Origin of the sequence: Desulfotomaculum copahuensis, from assembly GCF_001655685.1 — a bacterium.
Classification (GTDB): Bacteria; Bacillota; Desulfotomaculia; order Desulfotomaculales; family Desulfovirgulaceae; genus Desulfotomaculum_G; species Desulfotomaculum_G copahuensis.
In genome coordinates, this window is the sequence record NZ_LYVF01000137.1 from 123,543 (window position 1) to 137,783 (window position 14,241).

At 58.9% G+C, this 14,241-nt stretch carries 12 protein-coding genes; 5 read left to right on the forward strand and 7 right to left on the reverse strand.

Translation table 11 applies throughout. From position 1 onward, the window contains the following. Positions 1-36: 36 nt before the first annotated feature. Positions 37-531 (reverse strand): cyclic pyranopterin monophosphate synthase MoaC, encoded by a 495-nt coding sequence (gene moaC, locus A6M21_RS08725; protein WP_066667843.1) that lies wholly within the window; start codon positions 529-531, stop codon positions 37-39. Between the two features lie 192 nt (positions 532-723). After that, a complete protein-coding gene (gene moaA / locus A6M21_RS08730) occupies positions 724-1,704 on the reverse strand; it encodes a GTP 3',8-cyclase MoaA (RefSeq protein ID WP_066667845.1) in 981 nt (326 codons plus the stop codon). A gap of 485 nt (positions 1,705-2,189) precedes the next feature. Between moaA and A6M21_RS08740 the strand changes: the two genes are divergently transcribed. Continuing rightward, positions 2,190-4,190, forward strand: coding sequence for an acyltransferase family protein (locus tag A6M21_RS08740; RefSeq protein ID WP_066667849.1), 2,001 nt, complete (start codon positions 2,190-2,192; stop codon positions 4,188-4,190). 123 nt (positions 4,191-4,313) lie between these two features. Here the strand turns inward: A6M21_RS08740 and A6M21_RS08745 are convergent, their stop codons facing one another. The 4 genes from A6M21_RS08745 to A6M21_RS08760 all read right to left on the reverse strand — a co-directional run bounded on the left by A6M21_RS08745 (position 4,314) and on the right by A6M21_RS08760 (position 8,195). Next, entirely contained in the window at positions 4,314-5,648 is a 1,335-nt protein-coding gene (locus tag A6M21_RS08745) for an MATE family efflux transporter (protein WP_201721856.1), read from the reverse strand. A 167-nt stretch (positions 5,649-5,815) separates the two neighbouring features. After that, the gene (locus A6M21_RS18765; protein ID WP_066667851.1) at positions 5,816-6,010 is read right to left on the reverse strand and encodes an EXLDI protein; all 195 of its coding nucleotides are present in this window, start codon (positions 6,008-6,010) and stop codon (positions 5,816-5,818) included. Further along, positions 5,998-7,269, reverse strand: a complete 1,272-nt coding sequence (locus tag A6M21_RS08755; protein WP_242868808.1) for an ABC transporter permease — start codon at positions 7,267-7,269, stop codon at positions 5,998-6,000. Before A6M21_RS08755 ends, A6M21_RS18765 begins: the two co-directional genes overlap by 13 nt. After that, on the reverse strand, positions 7,269-8,195 hold the full coding sequence (locus tag A6M21_RS08760) for an ABC transporter ATP-binding protein (protein ID WP_066667855.1): 927 nt from the start codon (positions 8,193-8,195) through the stop codon (positions 7,269-7,271). The genes A6M21_RS08755 and A6M21_RS08760 overlap by 1 nt, the downstream gene beginning before the upstream one ends. Before the next feature lie 554 nt (positions 8,196-8,749). Between A6M21_RS08760 and A6M21_RS08770 the strand changes: the two genes are divergently transcribed. The 4 genes from A6M21_RS08770 to larA all read left to right on the forward strand — a co-directional run bounded on the left by A6M21_RS08770 (position 8,750) and on the right by larA (position 12,823). Then, a complete protein-coding gene (locus A6M21_RS08770) occupies positions 8,750-9,790 on the forward strand; it encodes a methionine ABC transporter ATP-binding protein (RefSeq protein WP_066667859.1) in 1,041 nt (346 codons plus the stop codon). Next, complete coding sequence (locus tag A6M21_RS08775) at positions 9,783-10,445, forward strand: methionine ABC transporter permease (protein WP_066667861.1); 663 nt, start codon at positions 9,783-9,785, stop codon at positions 10,443-10,445. The genes A6M21_RS08770 and A6M21_RS08775 overlap by 8 nt, the downstream gene beginning before the upstream one ends. 21 nt (positions 10,446-10,466) lie before the next feature. Further along, positions 10,467-11,282 carry a MetQ/NlpA family ABC transporter substrate-binding protein gene (locus A6M21_RS08780; RefSeq protein ID WP_066667863.1) on the forward strand — a complete coding sequence of 272 codons (816 nt, stop codon included), beginning with the start codon at positions 10,467-10,469 and terminating at the stop codon, positions 11,280-11,282. 260 nt (positions 11,283-11,542) lie between these two features. Then, entirely contained in the window at positions 11,543-12,823 is a 1,281-nt protein-coding gene (larA, locus tag A6M21_RS08785; protein WP_201721861.1) for a nickel-dependent lactate racemase, read from the forward strand. A 71-nt stretch (positions 12,824-12,894) separates the two neighbouring features. On the opposite strand, the gene A6M21_RS08790 is transcribed toward larA, so the two are convergent. Then, complete coding sequence (locus tag A6M21_RS08790) at positions 12,895-13,803, reverse strand: DMT family transporter (protein WP_066667867.1); 909 nt, start codon at positions 13,801-13,803, stop codon at positions 12,895-12,897. Positions 13,804-14,241 lie beyond the last annotated feature (438 nt).

A 14,241-nucleotide genomic window follows, 5' to 3' on the forward strand; every position in this document is an offset into this window, starting at 1 on the left:
TGGTAACTCCCCGGGATATACGGTTGACGTGATATCTCATACCCAGTCCGCTTCCCCGTCCCGCCGGAAGACACCACTTTTGCCGCCGCACTTGCTTACCAGCCGGATATTCTCAATGACCATCGCCCGGTCCACCGCCTTGCACATGTCGTAAACGGTCAGCGCCGCCACGCCGACGGCGGTAAGCGCCTCCATCTCCACCCCGGTCTTGCCTGTGGTGCGCACCCGGGACTGGATTTCCACCCGGTCCGGCGGACAGAGGCGAAAATCCACATTCACCCCGCTCAGCGTAATCGGATGGGCCAGGGGAATCAGACGGCCCGTTTCCTTGGCGGCCATGATGCCCGCGATGCGGGCCACGCCCAGCACGCCGCCTTTGGCCGCCGTGCCGCTTTTGATCAAGGCCAGTGTTTCCGGACGCATGCGCACCGCACCCCGGGCCACCGCTTCCCGGTCCGTATCGTCCTTGGCGCCCACATCCACCATGTGCGCATTACCCCGCGAATCGAAATGATTCAAGCCGTTGTCCATCTTTCCGGTTCCCCCCGCCAAGCACCCGAATTTTCCCGTAAAATGCCGGATTACCCCGGGCTATATCCGCGGTATTCCAGAGAACCGGGTGCGTGTCTTCGCTTCAATACCGGAGCTCCCCCGGGTTCATCCGGGGATTGTTCATGCGCCAGCAGTCGCTCCGGTTCCGGCATCCGTTACCGGCGGCTGAACTCACCCGCCGATCTGGGACATGATCTTATGCCCGTCATTCCAGCCCCCGGCCAGATGATGCCGGTCGGGCTTGCTGCGCACGGCCTGCTCAATCAACCCGGCCAGTTCGTCCGCACCGGCTCCCCGGCGCAGGGCAGCTTTCAGATCGATTTCCCGCCGGTCAAAAAGACAGGGGCGCAGTCCTCCGGTGGCCGTCAGACGCAGGCGGTTGCAGCGGGCACAGAAATGGTCGCTCACCGCGCTGATAAAGCCGATCGTGCCCGCCGCCCCGTCCAGCCGGTAATAGCGGGCCGGACCGCTGCCGGACAACTTGCGCACTTCCTGCAGCCGGCCCAGCCGCCGGTTGAGCAAATCTTTTATTTCCTCACTGGAGATGTACTGTTCCGCCGCCCAGTCATTGGCGGTACCCACCGGCATCAGTTCGATGAACCGCACGTGCAGCGGCCGGTCCAATGATAAACGGGCCAGCGGGATGATTTCATCGTCGTTGAACCCGCGCACCACCACGGTATTCAGCTTCACCGGCTGCAGCCCCAGTGCCAGGGCTGTTTCAATACCCCGCCATACCCGGCGCAATTCCCCGCCCCGGGTAATCCGCCGGTAGCGCTGTTCATCCAGTGTATCCAGGCTGATATTCACCCGGCGCAGGCCGGCTGTTTTTAAAGCCGCCGCCTTTTCGGCCAGCAAAATGCCGTTGGTGGTCAGGGCCAGGTCGTCAACTTCCGGGACGGCCGCCAGCCGGCGCACCAGTTCCGTCAGGCCCAGGCGGACCAGCGGCTCGCCGCCGGTCAGGCGCACCTTTTTCACCCCCAGGCGGGTGGCGGCCTGCACCACGCGGCATATTTCCTCAAAGGTCAATATTTCCGCGTGCGGAACAAACGGCACCCCCTCCGGCGGCATGCAATAAACACAACGCAAATTGCAACGGTCGGTGACTGAAATGCGCAGATAATTGATTTCCCGCTGGTAGCCGTCTTTCATCCCGTCACCTTCTTTATGCCCGCAGGCGGTCCAAACAATCCATTACCTGAATGGTTCTCCCCGCCCGGCGGGTTTTCCTGCCTGCCGTCCCAGTCAATTTTCAAGCATTATTTTTCCGGCCGGCCGGTGTAACCGGTGAAGCTGATCGCAGATTGGCACCCGGCTTTAAAGACAAATTACACAAAACGTCATTTTTCTTACCGATTCCCGCAAAAAGCTCAAATTTTTTTAGAACCGGGGAACCAAACCGTCTTTCCATTCGTCTAAATAAGGGGATGAAAAATTTGCGGGATATTGAATAACCCGCCCGCGGCGGAAATCACCCGAAACGACGGAATGGAGCGGACGGAATATGCGGTACACGCGGTACATAATGATGGTGCAGCCGGATGTGGGGAGGCCGGGAAAAACCGGCCGGTTCAGCCGGGGCGGTAAAAAACGGGCGGCGCGGACAGTCGATGCCGGACGGCAGGGAGGGCGCGAGCATGCCTGAACCGGTCAAGGGCAACGGCCGTTACTTGCCCGGCCTGGACGGATTGCGGGCATTGGCGGTACTCGCCGTGATCGCCTATCACCTAAATTTAAGCTTTGCACCGGGCGGACTGCTCGGTGTCGGCGTGTTTTTCGTTATTTCAGGCTATCTGATCACCGGCCTTTTGGTCGCCGAATGGCAGGACAACCAGCAAATCAACCTGAAAAATTTCTGGTTGCGCCGGGCGCGGCGTTTACTGCCGGCGCTGGTGATCATGCTCGTAGTGGTGACCGGCTGGGTCACTCTGTTCGACCGCGCCCGGCTGGCGGGCCTGCGGGAGGACGTGGTGGCGGCCATGCTTTACGTGAGCAACTGGTGGTTCGTTTTCCATCACGTGTCGTATTTTGCCCGTTTCGGTCCCCCCTCGCCGCTCGGCCACCTGTGGTCACTGGCGGTGGAGGAGCAGTTTTACCTGCTCTGGCCGTTGCTGCTCTGGTTCGGACTGCGCCATATACCACGCCGGAGTGTTTTGATCTTTCTTACCCTGGCCGGCGCCGCCTGCTCGGCACTGGCCATGGCTGTAATTTACCAGCCCGGCAGCGACCCCAGCCGGGTCTATTACGGCACTGACACCCGCGCCTTTGCCCTGCTCATTGGCTCCGCACTCGCCCTGGTCCGGCCCGGCGCAATACTGTCCGTCCGGCTTCCGCACCGGGCACACCCTGGCATTGATCTGGCCGGAGGCGCGGGATTGCTTGTAATGTTGCTGATGATCCGGTGGACCAACCAGTATGAAACCTTTCTTTACCGCGGCGGACTGCTGTTGCTGTCAGTCGCCGCCGCCGTGCTGGTGGCCGCGCTTGCCCACCCGGCAAGCCGCCTGGGCAAGGCGCTGGGCTGCCGGCCCTTGCGCTGGCTGGGTGTGCGCTCCTACGGCATTTACCTTTGGCATTACCCGGTGATTATATTGACCAGCCCGGCGGTGGATACGGGCGGGGTTGACCTGTTCCGGGCCGCTTTGCAAATAACGGCCTGCATTGTACTGGCAGCCCTGTCCTGGCGGTTTATTGAGGATCCCATCCGCCATGGCGCGCTGCAAAAATTATGGGGGCAAAAGCATTCGCCGGTACGGGAGCGTCGCCGGCGGAACCGCCTGCCCGTCACCACCTGGATTGTTTCGGCGGCCGCCGTGTTCGTCCTCGGCGTGTTCTGTGCCGGGATGACGGGAATTGTCTCCGCCACCGCCGGTTCCTCTGTACAGCCCGCCGGCCTGACTTCCACTGGACCGGCATCATCTCCCGGATGCCGGGCGGAGCAGGGTAACACCGGGAATACCGGTAAAGGCGGCTTGACACCGTCCGGATCCGACGCCGCTCCCCGGCCGGACCGGGGAAAACCGGCAACAGCCCCCGGCGGCGCGGGAAAAGCCGGACCGGGGACAAAGACCGGCAGCCCGGATGCCGCCACGCCGGCACAAGATCAGGGAACCGGCCGGATATCCGGCGGTACGGGCGTTTCAACTCCGGCCAAAGCCGCACCGGGACGGGGGGTCACCGCCATCGGCGACTCGGTGCTGGTTGATGCCGCCCCATACCTGCGTCAGCAGCTTCCCGGCATCGTTATCGACGCCAAAATCGGCCGCCAGTTGACCGAAGCCCGGACGGTGGTGGACCGGCTCAGGGCACAGGGCGAACTGGGCAATCGCGTGATCATTGAACTGGGCACAAATGGACCGTTTACTCCGGATCAGCTGATGTCCTTGCTCAAATCGCTGGGACCCGTACAACAGGTGATACTGGTCAATACCCGTGTCCCGCGGCCATGGGAGGGCGTAGTCAATGCCACCCTGGCACAAGTGGCTACCACCTTCCCGCATGCCACGCTGGTTGACTGGTATACTGCCAGCGCCGGACATAACTCGTTTTTCTCCCCGGACGGTGTCCACCTCAATCCCGCCGGCGCCAAGTATTACGCCACACAATTGGCCGGGGCGGTGCAGCCGGAAAAGGGTTGATGTTAAAATTAAACACCTCTGTTGGTGTCGCCACTATGTCCCCGCCAGACGCCCCGGAACCGGAGCTCCCGGGGGACGGGCGCCGCAACTTTTACCGGCTGCCGGCCGGACCCGGCCGGCAGCTTATGAAATCAGCGCGCGGTGTTCGCGCTGACGCCAAAACAGCCGGTAATAAAGATACTGCAGGCACAGGCCGGCGACAAAAGAGGCGGAGTAGCCCACCCAAATCCCATCCACCCCGATGTGCCGGGACAGCACATAAGCGATCGGAATTTCAACCCCCCAGATGGTAACAATGGACAGAATCGTGGGCCCCAACACCGTCCCGCCGGCCCGCATGATACCAGCCAGAACCTGGGTGTTGCCCAATATCAGGTAACTCCACAGCGTGATCATCAACAGCCGGTAGGCGATATCCAGCGGCACCGGATCCGTCAGGAACAGCGACAGGATTTCCCGGGCAAACCCGTAGCAAAAGACCATCAGCAATCCGCCGATCACATAGTTGAGCTTCAGCGCGTCACGTATTACATCGCGTATTTGCCCCGTCCGGCCCGCGCCGATGGCCTGCGCCCCGAACACGGAAGCGGCGATGCCCATACTCACGGCGGGCATCTGGACATAATTGGCCACCTGATAATAGGCGCCGTACGCCGCCGTGGCATTGGAGCCGAAACCGTTCACCAGAGTGACCACCGCCACTTCCGACAGGGACACGTTGATCATCTGGATGCCCGTAGGGACGCCGATCTTGACCAGTGTCTTGAGCATACCCCAGTCGACCCCCAGGTGCCGCCTGACCTCCCGGTCCAAGCCCAGGGGGTGTTTGGTCCGGTGCAGATACACCAGCATGAGCACCAATGTGCTCAAAGGCCCCAAAATGCTGGCGTAGGCGGCGCCATTCAGCCCCAACCGGGGCAGGCCGAACCAACCGGGAATGAACAGGACATATAACAGCAGGCTGATGATCGTACTGACCACCAGGAAATAAAAAGGCGTTTTGGAGTCCCCGCTGCCGCGCAGAAATGTTGTATACACGATGTAGACGAACATAATGGGCAGGCCCCAGAACATGATGCGCGAAAATCCGGCGGCCATGCCCTCAATATCGGCCGGAGTGCCCATCAAGCGCAGCACCTGCGTTGTAAACAACCCGCCCAGCACAGCCAGCACAGCGCCCAGGACGAAGGTGGCAGTCAACGTGGTGCCCACCACGGCTTTCATCCGGTCATAGCGTCCGGCCCCGTACGCCTGGCCGATCAAGACGGTGCTGCCGCTGCCCAGGCCGATCAGAAACGAAATCAGCAGGAACAGCAGGGGAAAGAATGACGATAAAGCTGCCAGCGCCCGCACCCCGATGAAGCGCCCGATAAAAATGCTGCCCACCGTACCGCTGGTGGACTGCAAGGCATTGCTCAGCAGAAGCGGGATTAAGAAAATAAAAAGGGTCCGTAACATCGACCGGTTCTGTCTTTTACTCGCTATATTCCGGCTCTGATCAGCTTTGCACCGGCTATATCCCATTGAGGTGTCCGGCGGGGGCCCCGGAGGCCCCATGACAACGTTTTCTTCTTCCAAAAAATTGCACTCTCCTCGCTTTTTCATCGGATTACCGGGCGTCCCATTTAAATATCCAGGTCCTCCAGGGGCGGTTCCTGTCCCGCCCCCTTGACGATCTCAAAGAGTTCCGGGGGGACATGATCTTGCATTTCCTCCAGGGCGTCAAATACCTCCAGTGTGGCATCGCCACCATGTCCCCATTGCTCAAAGAACCTTGAGACACCCTTTTCCCCCCATGCCACAGATTTTAGCTTTTCCACGCCGCCTTGCGCGCCCGGCGTTTGGCCAGCCAGACGGTCCAGGGTTTGCGCGGCGCAATGATCACTATGGCCGCCGCCAGGCAGAGCACAGCCATGATTCCCTGGTCCAAGGCAAAGCGCGCCAAGGGCGCCCAGGCAGCCAGCCCATGCGGTTTGGCCGGCGCAATCCCGCCGGAGACGTACGCCCCCGGATAAGGTCCGTTATAAGCACCGGGCGCCTGCACACCCGGCCGCAGCCGGCGCATCAACTCGTTCACAACCGTGCCGGTAACCGGCAGTCCACGCCCCAGATACATTCCCGGTCCTTCCACGGCGGGCATTACCGAAGTGAGTGCCGTCAGCGGGCTCAGGTAAACATACCAGGGCGCCTGCGCCACATTCACAACGGGTGCCGGCTCCGTCGGCACGGACCGCTGCCAACCGGCCGCAGCCACCCCGGCCACCACCAGGGTGCCGAAGAGCAGGGCGAAAACCAGCACCAGGGATACAATGGTCGCCGCCCGGCTGCGCCGGAAAACAGCGGACAGGACCAGCCCAAAGGCACTGTAACCAAAACCGGTGACCAGGCAAATCGCCAGGAGCATGGCCATATCGGCCAACGGCACGCCGCCGAAAAGAAAAACCACCGCCAGCAATGGTAAAGCGGCCAGCACCAGGAATAGCTGGCAGGCTGTCGAAGCCAGCCACTTGCCCAGCACAATGCCGGTCAATGACGCCCTGGTGACCAGCAGCAGGTCGAAGGTGCCCCTTTCCCGCTCGCCACTGATCGCCCCGGCAGTCAGCGCCGGCGCGGTGAAGGAAAGCAGCATGACCGGGCCGAAAACAAAAATGCCGTATAAATTGAGCCTGTTGGCAGGTAAAATGACACTGTTCCGATCCGGGTTGAACCAAAAAAAAGTGATCATCCCTACGCTGAACAGGCCCAGGTAAATGGATAACAACAATGGCGAACGCCAACCACGGGTGCGGCGGCGCATTTCCTTGCCCAGCACGGGAGTAAGCCCGTTGCGCAAGCCGCTCCAATACTCCCGCCAGCCGGCGGTCAAACTGAATCTTTTTGTCCGGCCGGTTGCAGCATCATCCCCTGTCTTCCCGGCGCAGGCCCGTGCTTCCGGCAACTCCTTCTTCTTTCCCGGTAGGGACACGTTTTCCCGGGCCGGAAATTCCCGCCCGTTACTTTCGTCCCCCGCCGTCCCCGCCACAACCGGCCAGGCTGCTTCAGCCGTTTTTTCCGGCGCCCAAAAGTCTTTCTTTTCCATCAAGCCCCATTCCCCTCCCCGGCCAGTTGAATGAAGGTTTCTTCCAGGCTCTGTTCGGTCTGGGCAAAGTGGGTCACCGGCACCCCCAGGGTGATCAGCGCCCGGAGCAACCCGGCCATATCCGCCGGCCCGCCGGCCAGACGAAATTCAATCTGCTCCTTCGTAGCGTTGACAATTTCCGCCCCCGGCCAGCCGGCCACCAGCTTCACCGCCTCCGGCAACTGTTCATTACAACGCATGATAATGTTGCGCTCTGCCGCGCCGGCCAGGATTTCGTTCAACGGTCCCTGGCGCACCAGCCGTCCCCCGGTGACAATACCGATGTGCGTGCACAGATCGGCCAGTTCGGAAAGAATATGGCTGCTGATGAGCATAGTTTTCCCCAGCCGGCACAATTCCTTCAAAATTTCCCGCATTTTCACCCGGGCCATGGGGTCCGGGCCGCTGGCCGGCTCATCCAGCAGCAGCACGGGTGGATCGTGGATCAACGAGCGGGCCAGGCAGAGCCGCTGCTGCATCCCCCGGGAAAGAGTGTCCACAAAGTCCTCACGCTTATCCCCCAGTTCCACCAGTTCCAGCAGATCATCCCGCAATTTTGCCGCCCGCTCCCCCCGGATCCCGTAGGTTGCAGCGTAAAACAGCAGGTACTCGCCGGCCCGCAGGCCGTCGTATACACCGAAAAAATCAGGCATATAGCCCACCGCCGCCCGGACGGCCCGGGGGTTTTCGACCACATCCCGGCCGCATATTTCGGCCACTCCGCCATCAGGAACGAGCAGGCCGGCCAGGATGCGCAGGGTGGTGGTTTTGCCGGCCCCGTTCCGGCCGATAAACCCATAGACCGCCCCGGCCGGCACCTCCAGGTCAATGCCCCGCAGTGCCGTCACCCGGCCGTAGTTTTTAACCAGTCCGGCGGTCCGGATCATGGCATCACCCCCTTGAAGACCACCAACGGCGGCGGAAAATAAAAGCCTTTGCCGCCCGGCGGGCTGCTGCTGTTGACCCGCACCCGCACTTCCCCCGGCCGGCACCAGGCGGCCCCTGCCTGTCCAAGTTACCCGTCCTCATTTTTAGACGCAATCATCTAAAAATAATAGACGTATAAAAGCCGCTCCAGGTTCCCGGTAAAATTAATTTTCCCCAATAAACTCAAACCTGTCCCAAGCAGGATTATAGACAGCGCCGGCGCATGAACTGTAGAAAGGCATTATACAGGTGTTCAGTGTGCGGGACTGGTTGCGGCACAAAATGCAATTCCGGGACCACCGGTTGCGACCGTAACGTTTTGGGGACGACGGCAGCGGGTTGAATGATTATCTGTTGACAGCCCGTCTTCAGTTTTGATATGATGTTACCGAGCTCGAAATCAGCGGGAAATTGCATTTGGCCGCCCGGAGGTTTTTCATCGTCCGCAAGATAATACCTCTTTGTCTTCAGCTCCCGACAAAGAGGTGTTTTCGTGTCTACAGGCGGGAGGGGAATGGCAACGGTTAAAATCGAAAGTTTGAGCAAGGTGTATTCCACCCGTGACGGCAGCCAAATCCAGGCGCTGCAGGATATCAACCTGGACATCCCGGACGGGGAGATCTTCGGCATCATCGGCTTGAGCGGAGCCGGCAAGAGCACCCTCATCCGGTGCATCAACATGCTGGAAAGGCCGACCACCGGCCGGGTAATCGTAGACGGCCGGGATCTGACGGCATTGCCGTCAAAGGAACTGCGCCACGCCCGGCGGCAGATCGGCATGATCTTCCAGCAATTCAACCTGCTCTCGTCCCGTACAGTAGCCGGTAATGTGGCCTTTCCCCTGGAGATCGCCGGGATCCCCCGGACCGCGGTCCGGCAGCGGGTGAACAATCTACTGGATATGGTCGGACTGGCTGAAAAAGCGGATGTTTATCCGGCCGAGCTTTCCGGCGGGCAAAAACAGCGGGTGGGGATTGCCCGGGCGCTGGCCAGCGAACCGCGGCTGCTTTTATGCGATGAACCGACTTCCGCCCTGGATCCGCAAACCACCGGCTCCATCCTGCACCTGCTGCAGGAAATCAATAAAAAACTGGACCTGACCATCATCATCATCACCCACGAGATGCAGGTAATCAAGGAAATCTGCGACCGGGTGGCCGTGATTGATCAGTCGCGGATCGTGGAAGCAGGCTCCGTACTGGATATATTCACCGCCCCGCAAACTAAAACGGCGCGGGAATTTGTCAAAAGCGTTTTAAATACGGCCATACCGGAAGAGGTCAGGCAAAACCACCGTCCGCCCGAAACCGGCGAAAGCAGGCTGGTGCGCATTTCCTTCATCGGCCGGTCGGCCGGTCAACCGGTCATCTCAACAATGATTAAAGAATTTGGGGTTCACGCCAACATCCTGTTTGGTAAAATTGATCACATCAAAAGCACTCCCTTCGGCACCCTGACCCTGGAACTGATTGGACCGCCTGCCGACATCGAAGCCGCGGTCGGCTTCCTGCGCCGGCAGCAATTGAATATTGAGGTGTTGAGCGAAAATGAGTGAATGGACGGGCGAATTACTGCACATGGTCGCCCAGGGCACACTGGAAACCATTTATATGGTCACAGTTTCCGTGGTGGTTTCCTATATCTTCGGCCTACCGCTGGGTGTTATCCTGCTCATTACCGGTGAAGGGCAAATTAAACCCAACCCCCGCCTGTACCAGTTACTGGGGACGCTGGTGAACATCGGCCGCTCCTTCCCCTTTATTATCTTGTTAATCGCCATCATTCCTTTCACCCGGCTGATTGTGGGTACCTTCATCGGTACCACGGCATCCATCGTACCTTTGTCCGTGGGCGCCATTCCTTTTGTCGCCCGTTTGGTGGAAACCTCCATGCGGGAAATCCCCCGGGGGGTGATCGAGGCGGCCCAGGCCATGGGTGCTTCCACCTGGCAGATCATCACCCGGGTACTTGTGCCGGAGGCCATGCCTTCCCTGGTGGCCGGCTTCGTGCTGACCACCATCACTCTGGTCGGTTATTCGGCCATGGCCGGCGTGGTGGGGGGGGGTGGTCTGGGCACCCTGGCATATCAATACGGTTTTCAGCGCTATCAAAACGACATGATGGTCGTGACAGTGATTTTATTGATTATTTTAGTCCAGCTAATTCAAATGGTGGGTGATTATGTCACGGCCCGGGTCAACAAACGGTAGCAGTAAAGGAGGAGGTAAAAAATGAAGAAGATTCTGGCCCTGCTCTTTTCTTTAGCCCTGCTGGGAGTTGTTCTGGCCGGCTGCGGCCAGCAAAAAGCGGCACAGAACGGAGCGGCGAAAAATGAAATCACCGTGGGCGCCACCGCCCGTCCGCATGCCGAGATACTGGAAAAAGTCAAGCCCATCCTGGCCAAAGAGGGCATTACCTTAAACATCAAAACTTTCAATGACTATGCGCAGCTCAACCCCGCCCTGGCGGACAAGCAAATCGACGCCAACTTTTTTCAACATATTCCCTACCTGGATGACTATAACCAGAAGACAGGTAAAAACCTGGTCTACATCGCCAAAGTACACGTAGAACCAATGGGTGTTTATTCTAAGAAGTTTAAAAACGTCAGCGACCTGAAAAATGCCAAAACCATTGCCATCCCCAACGACGCCACCAACGGCGGCCGCGCACTGATGCTGCTGGAGAAGGCGGGGATCATCAAATTAAAAGCGGGTAAAGGGATTATGGCCACCAGGATGGACATCGTGCAAAAACCGGCCGGCTTGAACATCCAGGAACTGGACGCCGCCATGCTGCCCCGGGCGCTGTCCGATGTCGACGCGGCCGTAATCAACGGCAACTATGCTCTGGAGGCGAAATTGAACCCGGTCAAGGACGCCATTTTCCTGGAAGACAAGAGTTCCCCCTTTGCCAATGTACTGGTAGTCCGTCCGGAGGACAAGGACAACCCGGCGCTGAAGAAATTGGCCGCGGCGTTGAATTCGCCGGAAGTGAAAAAATTCATCGAGGAACAGTATAAAGGCGCGGTAATCCCGGCCTTTTAAGAGACGACTTTAACCAGTCGGGATAACTCACCGTCCATAGGGCGGTTTTCCCCGACTGAGAACAAGCAACATCAAACGGACAAAACAGGTAAGTTTTCAACACTTTCACCTCCGGCCTGCCGCCGGAGGTGAAAGTGTTTTTTTAATACGCCTAGTGGTCCGGTCACTTGTTCAGCGGATATGTTTTTGCTACAATGCATATATCCGGGTACGGTACTGCCGCAATAGGAAAGTCAAAACCAGCTTTTTATGAAAGGATGATTGGTTTGCTGCCACTCCCTTACGATACCGGCCACCTGTCACTTCCCCTTGAGCCGGGCGACAACGTGCAGGTATTAACTCCCCCTTCCAGCAACTTCCGGCCGCCGGACACACCGGAGGAAACCGTGCGCCGCGCGCTGGAAAGCCCCCTAGCCTCGCCGCCGTTGCCGGAGTTGGTGCGGGGCAAAAACAAAATTGTGATCATCACCAGTGACCACACCCGCCCCGTGCCCAGCCGGATCACACTGCCCATTTTACTGGCGGAAATCAAAAAGGCCAACCCGCAGGCACAAATCACCCTGCTGGTGGCCACCGGCATGCACCGGCCGTCCACGCCGGAAGAACTGGCGCACAAGTTCGGCCGTCCGGTGCTGGACCGGGTGACGGTGGTCAACCACCGGGCGGAAGCGGACGGGGAGATGACATTTTTGGGCACCCTTCCATCCGGCGGTGAACTGTGGATCAATCGGCTGGCCGTGGAAGCGGATTTACTCATCGGCGAAGGATTCATCGAACCACACTTTTTTGCCGGCTTTTCCGGCGGGCGCAAGAGCGTGCTGCCCGGCATCGCTTCGCGCAAGACCGTCCTGTTCAACCACAACGCCCAATTCATCGCCAGCCCGTACGCCCGTACCGGCGTCCTGGGAAATAACCCCATTCACAAGGACATGGTCCGGTCGGCTCAACAGGCCAAACTGGCCTTTATCCTCAACGTGGTGATCAACGCCGGAAAGGAAATCATCCACTGCGTGGCCGGACACCCCCTGGAAGCCCACCATGCCGGATGTGAGTTCGTGCGCAAGATCACCGCCGTCAAAGCACAGCCGGCCGATATTGTGATCAGCACCAACGGCGGCTACCCCCTGGACCAGAACGTCTATCAGTCGGTAAAGGGCATGACCGCCGCCGAAGCCACGGCCAAACCGGACGCAGTGATCATCATGGTTGCCCGCTGCCGGGACGGGCTGGGCGGCGACTATTTCTTCCACCAACTGGCCGATCAGCCCTCACCACAGGGCACCATGGATAAAATCATGGCCACCCCAAGGGAGGAAACGGTCCTGGACCAGTGGGAATCCCAGATCCTGGCCCGGATTCTGATCAAGCATAAAGTGATTATGGTCACCGATCCCTTCCTGGCCGGCTATATACGGCAAATGCACATGGACTGGGCACCCACCCTGGAAGAGGCTTTGTCCAAAGCCAGAGCGGTAAAAGGCGCGGACGCATCAATCACCGTCATTCCGGACGGGGTGGGCATTATCGTGGAACAGTCGTAGGGGAATGTTAAAAAGGGATAATGCCACCATAGTTTCCGGCGGCATTATCCCCTGGCAAAATGTCACTTCCACTACATCGTTTGAGCCCCGCTGTTGTTCTCTTCCGCCTGGCCCCCGGGCAGGTAGATCAGTGCCACCGCCAGCAGAATCAGCGCCCCGCCGGCAAAAAAGTTCCAGTTCAGTGGTTCTTTAAGCCACAGCCAGCCCAGAAACGAACCGACCAGCGGCTGAAAAAAGAAGAACAGCGAACCGGTGCCCGCATCCATCAAATACATGCCTTTGTTCCAGAGGAAAAAGGCCAGGGCGGTGGACACCACCCCCATGTAGAGCACCCCCGACCAGACCGGCAGGGCGGGAAAGTGGCCGATGCCGGCCGTAATAAGCTCCCGGGCCGCCACTGGTGTATTGAAGAGCAGGGCAAAGAAGATGGCACAGGTGGTTACGGTCAGGGAGGAGTAACGCTCCCCGGCCAGCTTGGCGTAAACCGAGAGCAGCGCCCAGGTCACCGCCGCCAGTATAAGCGCCAGGTTGCCGGAAAGTCTGCCGCTGCCGGCGCCCCCGAAGCCGATCACCACCACCACGCCGGCCGTGGCCAGAAGCACCGCACCTGCTTTGCGTGCCGTCAGTTTTTCCTTCAAAAGCCAGGTCGCAAAAATGACGATGAACGCCGGCGAGGCGGAAGTGATGATCGCCCCCATATGGGCGTTAGAAAGTTTCGTACCTACAAACTGCGCCCCAATGGACACAAAGTAACCGATAAAACCAATCCAGGCCAAAAGGCCCAGATCCCTGCGCCGGGGCAGCGGCGTACGATTTACCGCCATGATTAAGGCCAATATGATTAAAGCAATGACGTACCGCAACCAGATCAGGGTAAACGGCGGAATAAAGGTCAGCACGTACTTGCTGACCACATACATGCCGCCCCAGATGGCCGCCGCTAACGAAAGACAGATGGCGCCCAGTATATTTTTATTCATCATCAAACCTCCGTTTAGGGATTTTGATCAGGCTGTAAATCCCTAAGACGGGGCATGGCCTTCATCCCCGCAACTTAGGGATGAAGCATCACCGGACGGTCGTTTTCATAAAGATGACCGAAAAACATCAACAGCCCCTCCTTCTGCATTAAAAATATCCGGCATATACGGAGCGGCAACCGTTTTTCCCCACCCCGCCCGGCTCTGTACAATACCGGTAATGCAAAACTATTCGGCAGCCGGCGGCAAAATCCTGCCGTCCGTCCAGACTAAAGCATCTTATGCCCCTCGGACCGGCAGTGTGATCCCCGCTAAACCGGGCGCCGTTTTAATGCCTTATCTAAAGTTTCAAAACCGGTGTAAAAGCACCGGCTTTTTTAACACAACCTCATAAAAACTTATGACTGCACGGAACCAAATAACTTTATGATGCGTCTA